Genomic DNA, 5,413 nt, shown 5'->3' with positions numbered 1-5,413 from the left:
GCAATTCGGGCATTTTTTGTAATTTTGTCAGAAAAGCGCAAAAAAGGGTTTGACCGAATCCGGCGTGCGGCCTAGATGGGCTTCACCGACGCGGCGCTGACGGTTTCGACCGCCCGCCAGTTGGTCGCCAACACTAACGGACAGCCGGCTCCCCCGGTGTAAATCGGGGAACCAATTGCTGTCCGCTATAGCTGTCTGGTGGTTCTTTGACATTGTTGGTTTTTGATGAAGGGACATGTGGGCGACGGCGCCCGGTCTGCGAGTTTTAAGGTCGCGGATACCGGTATAAATAAGCCGAAGCCACATCCATGGGGAACTCCACGTTTCCCACAGATGATGCATGTTCATTCGTATCCATTACGTTTGACAGCAGGTTTCGGCTCCTTGAACTCTTGCTTGTCGGGTTTGCGATCTTCGGATCGTGCCTGGTAGGTAAGTGACACAAACTTGAGAGTTTGATCCTGGCTCAGAACGAACGCTGGCGGCATGCCTCATACATGCAAGTCGAACGAAGCCTTCGGGCTTAGTGGCGAACGGGTGCGTAACGCGTGGGAACCTGCCCTTAGGTTCGGAATAACAGTTAGAAATGACTGCTAATGCCGGATAATGTCTTCGGACCAAAGATTTATCGCCTTTGGATGGGCCCGCGTAGGATTAGGTAGTTGGTGTGGTAATGGCGCACCAAGCCGACGATCCTTAGCTGGTCTGAGAGGATGATCAGCCACACTGGGACTGAGACACGGCCCAGACTCCTACGGGAGGCAGCAGTAGGGAATATTGGACAATGGGCGAAAGCCTGATCCAGCAATGCCGCGTGAGTGATGAAGGCCTTAGGGTTGTAAAGCTCTTTTACCAGGGATGATAATGACAGTACCTGGAGAATAAGCTCCGGCTAACTCCGTGCCAGCAGCCGCGGTAATACGGAGGGAGCTAGCGTTGTTCGGAATTACTGGGCGTAAAGCGCGCGTAGGCGGCTTTTCAAGTCAGGGGTGAAATCCCGGGGCTCAACCCCGGAACTGCCCTTGAAACTGGATGGCTAGAATACTGGAGAGGTGAGTGGAATTCCGAGTGTAGAGGTGAAATTCGTAGATATTCGGAAGAACACCAGTGGCGAAGGCGACTCACTGGACAGTTATTGACGCTGAGGTGCGAAAGCGTGGGGAGCAAACAGGATTAGATACCCTGGTAGTCCACGCCGTAAACGATGATGACTAGTTGTCCGGGCTCATAGAGCTTGGGTGACGCAGTTAACGCATTAAGTCATCCGCCTGGGGAGTACGGTCGCAAGATTAAAACTCAAAGGAATTGACGGGGGCCTGCACAAGCGGTGGAGCATGTGGTTTAATTCGAAGCAACGCGCAGAACCTTACCAGCCTTTGACATCCTAGGACGATTTCTGGAGACAGATCTCTTCCCTTCGGGGACCTAGTGACAGGTGCTGCATGGCTGTCGTCAGCTCGTGTCGTGAGATGTTGGGTTAAGTCCCGCAACGAGCGCAACCCTCGTCCTTAGTTGCCATCATTTAGTTGGGCACTTTAAGGAAACTGCCGGTGATAAGCCGGAGGAAGGTGGGGATGACGTCAAGTCCTCATGGCCCTTACAGGCTGGGCTACACACGTGCTACAATGGCATCTACAGTGGGCAGCGAACTCGCAAGGGTGAGCTAATCTCCAAAAGATGTCTCAGTTCGGATTGTCCTCTGCAACTCGAGGGCATGAAGGCGGAATCGCTAGTAATCGCGGATCAGCATGCCGCGGTGAATACGTTCCCAGGCCTTGTACACACCGCCCGTCACATCATGGGAGTTGGTTTCACCCGAAGATCGTGCGCGAACCCGCAAGGGACGCAGCGAGCCACGGTGGGATCAGCGACTGGGATGAAGTCGTAACAAGGTAGCCGTAGGGGAACCTGCGGCTGGATCACCTCCTTTCTAAGGATACTCGCGAAAGCGCCGATGCTAGCCATCGGAAGAGCTTCGCAGTTTTCCAAAGAACATTGCCGTCGTCCTCATGTCCTTTCATCACTGGAGATCAGCGCGAAGCGCGCCGTTTACACGGCTGTGCATCGCCGCTGTTGCCTGAGCTGGCTTGCGCGGCTATCGGCCCTTTCGGCCGGTTTGTGGCGTGTGGGCCTGTAGCTCAGTTGGTTAGAGCGCACCCCTGATAAGGGTGAGGTCAGAAGTTCAAATCTTCTCAGGCCCACCATATTCGCGTGCGACTGGCCAAAGGGGCCTTAGCTCAGCTGGGAGAGCACCTGCTTTGCAAGCAGGGGGTCATCGGTTCGATCCCGATAGGCTCCACCAGTCGCAGCAACACTCCAGGATGAAAAGAAAACGGATCCCGCATTTGGCGGGTAGTACGGTTTCGACCGTACGTCTTTGACATTGTGAATGGGTTTTATAATCGATGCCGCGGCGCATGCCGTGCTGGCTTTCGGGCTGGTGCGAATGTGCTGCAACATTAATCAGATGATTTATCTGGCTGAGATTAAATTCTTCCGCGCCGTCGTTGAGACGCACAGGCTTTTATGCAGGCCTGTCGTTGATGGTGTGGATTCTCAAGCGTGAGGTAAGAGCATTTGGTGGATGCCTTGGCGTATACAGGCGATGAAGGACGTGGCACGCTGCGATAAGCGTGGGGGAGCCGTGAGCAGGCTTTGATCCCGCGATTTCCGAATGGGGAAACCCACCTTCACCATTTCTCTTCGATGGTCTTTCGGGACGATCGGAGTGAGGTGGACAAGGTATCACCGAAGTGAACACATAGCTTTGGTGAAGCGAACCCGGGGAACTGAAACATCTCAGTACCCGGAGGAAAAGACATCAACCGAGATTCCCGTAGTAGTGGCGAGCGAACCGGGACCAGGCCAGTGCCTTTTGTTTAACTAGTCGAACACTCTGGAAAGTGTGGCCATAGCGGGTGACAGCCCCGTAGGCGAAAGTGATGCAAAAGGACTTGAGTAGGGCGGGACACGTGTAATCCTGTCTGAATATAGGGGGACCACCCTCTAAGCCTAAATACTCGTATACGACCGATAGCGAACACAGTACCGTGAGGGAAAGGTGAAAAGCACCCCGATTAGGGGAGTGAAACAGTACCTGAAACCGGATGCTTACAAGCAGTTGGAGCCTCTTTAGGGGGTGACAGCGTACCTCTTGCATAATGGGTCAGTGACTTAATCTATGATGCGAGCTTAAGCCGTTAGGTGTAGGCGTAGCGAAAGCGAGTCTGAATAGGGCGACAGAGTATCATGGATTAGACCCGAACCCCGGCGATCTAGGCATGGCCAGGTTGAAGGTGCGGTAACACGCACTGGAGGACCGAACCGGTGAATGTTGAAAAATTCTCGGATGAGCTGTGTTTAGGGGTGAAAGGCCAATCAAGCCGGGAAATAGCTGGTTCTCCGCGAAATCTATTGAGGTAGAGCGTCGGATGTATGCCGATGGGGGTAGAGCACTGGATGGGCTAGGGCTGCGCGAGCGGTACCAAACCTAACCAAACTCCGAATACCATCGAGTCTTATCCGGCAGACAGACGGCGGGTGCTAAGGTCCGTCGTCAAAAGGGAAACAGCCCTAACCTACAGCTAAGGTCCCCAAGTCATCACTAAGTGGGAAAGCATGTGGGAATCCCAAAACAACCAGGAGGTTGGCTTAGAAGCAGCCATCCTTTAAAGAAAGCGTAACAGCTCACTGGTCTAAATAAGGGTTCCTGCGGCGAAGATGTAACGGGGCTAAAGTGATGCACCGAAGCTTAGGGTGTACAGTTTACTGTACGCGGTAGCGGAGCGTTCCGTAAGCGAGTGAAGCCGAAGGGTAACCGACGGTGGACGTATCGGAAGTGCGAATGCTGACATGAGTAGCGATAAAAAGGGTGAGATGCCCTTTCGCCGAAAGACCAAGGGTTCCTGCGCAACGCTAATCGGCGCAGGGTGAGCCGGCCCCTAAGACGAGCCCGAAGGGGGTAGTCGATGGGAACCACGTTAATATTCGTGGGCCTGAAGATGTGTGACGGATGGCGGAAGTTGTGTGTTCTTATTGGATTGAGCATGCAGCCAAGTTGTCCCGGGAAATAGCCTCTTCATATAGACCGTACCCGAAACCGACACAGGTGGTCAGGTAGAGTATACCAAGGCGCTTGAGAGAAGTATCCTGAAGGAACTCGGCAAATTGCCTCCGTACCTTCGGAAGAAGGAGGCCCTGGATCGAGGCAACTCTTTTCAGGGGGCACAGGCCAGGGGGTAGCGACTGTTTAGCAAAAACACAGGACTCTGCTAAGTCGGCTTCAAGACGACGTATAGGGTCTGACGCCTGCCCGGTGCTGGAAGGTTAAGAGGAGGAGTGCAAGCTCCGAATTGAAGCCCCAGTAAACGGCGGCCGTAACTATAACGGTCCTAAGGTAGCGAAATTCCTTGTCGGGTAAGTTCCGACCTGCACGAATGGCGTAACGACTTCCCCACTGTCTCCAGGATATGCTCAGCGAAATTGAATTCTCCGTGAAGATGCGGAGTACCCGCGGTTAGACGGAAAGACCCCGTGCACCTTTACTGCAGTTTCAGAGTGGCATTAGGAAAGAGTTGTGTAGCATAGGTGGGAGGCTTTGAAGTGACGGCGCCAGCTGTCATGGAGCCATAGGTGAAATACCACCCTGCTGTTTTCTGATGTCTAACCTCGCACCGTTAGCCGGTGTAGGGACCCTCTGTGACGGGTAGTTTGACTGGGGCGGTCGCCTCCTAAAGAGTAACGGAGGCGCGCGATGGTAGGCTCAGGACGGTTGGAAACCGTCTGCGAGAGTGCAATGGCATAAGCCTGCCTGACTGCGAGACTGACGAGTCGAGCAGAGACGAAAGTCGGTCATAGTGATCCGGTGGTCCCTCGTGGAAGGGCCATCGCTCAACGGATAAAAGGTACGCCGGGGATAACAGGCTGATGATTCCCAAGAGCTCATATCGACGGAATCGTTTGGCACCTCGATGTCGGCTCATCACATCCTGGGGCTGGAGCAGGTCCCAAGGGTTTGGCTGTTCGCCAATTAAAGTGGTACGTGAGCTGGGTTCAGAACGTCGCGAGACAGTTTGGTCCCTATCTGCCGTGGGCGTCGATACTTGAAAGGAGTTGCCCCTAGTACGAGAGGACCGGGGTGAACGTACCTCTGGTGTACCTGTCATCCTGCCAAGGGTGCCGCAGGGTAGCTATGTACGGACGGGATAACCGCTGAAAGCATCTAAGCGGGAAGCCTCCCTTGAGATTAGGTATCTTCGAACCGTCGTAGACCACGACGTTGATAGGCCGGGTGTGGAAGCGCAGTAATGCGTGGAGCTAACCGGTCCTAATAGTTCTGATCATGCTTGAGAATTTGCACCATCAACGACAGTCCTGCACTTGCAAGGCTTCGTCGATCGGAAGAATTTTCCAG

At 53.9% G+C, this 5,413-nt stretch carries 2 tRNA genes and 2 rRNA genes; all 4 read left to right on the top strand.

The window, feature by feature from the left end:
• The first annotated feature begins 443 nt into the window (after positions 1 to 443).
• The 4 genes from ACYQ0L_RS14920 (at position 444) to ACYQ0L_RS14905 (ending at position 5,350) form a co-directional block, all read left to right on the top strand.
• Positions 444 to 1,930: ribosomal RNA gene (locus tag ACYQ0L_RS14920) — 16S ribosomal RNA — on the top strand.
• A 197-nt stretch (positions 1,931 to 2,127) separates the two neighbouring features.
• Positions 2,128 to 2,204: transfer RNA gene (locus tag ACYQ0L_RS14915), tRNA-Ile, on the top strand.
• 22 nt (positions 2,205 to 2,226) lie between these two features.
• A tRNA-Ala gene (locus tag ACYQ0L_RS14910) sits at positions 2,227 to 2,302 on the top strand.
• Positions 2,303 to 2,557: 255 nt separating this feature from the next.
• Positions 2,558 to 5,350 (top strand): 23S ribosomal RNA (locus ACYQ0L_RS14905).
• The 16S and 23S rRNA genes sit together here with 2 tRNA genes alongside, the layout of an rRNA operon.
• The last annotated feature ends 63 nt before the right edge of the window (positions 5,351 to 5,413 follow it).

Source organism: Alteriqipengyuania triglochinis (assembly GCF_054655655.1).
The sequence above is the reverse complement of the archived record's forward strand: the minus strand, read 5'-3'. Positions and strand labels throughout refer to the sequence as shown.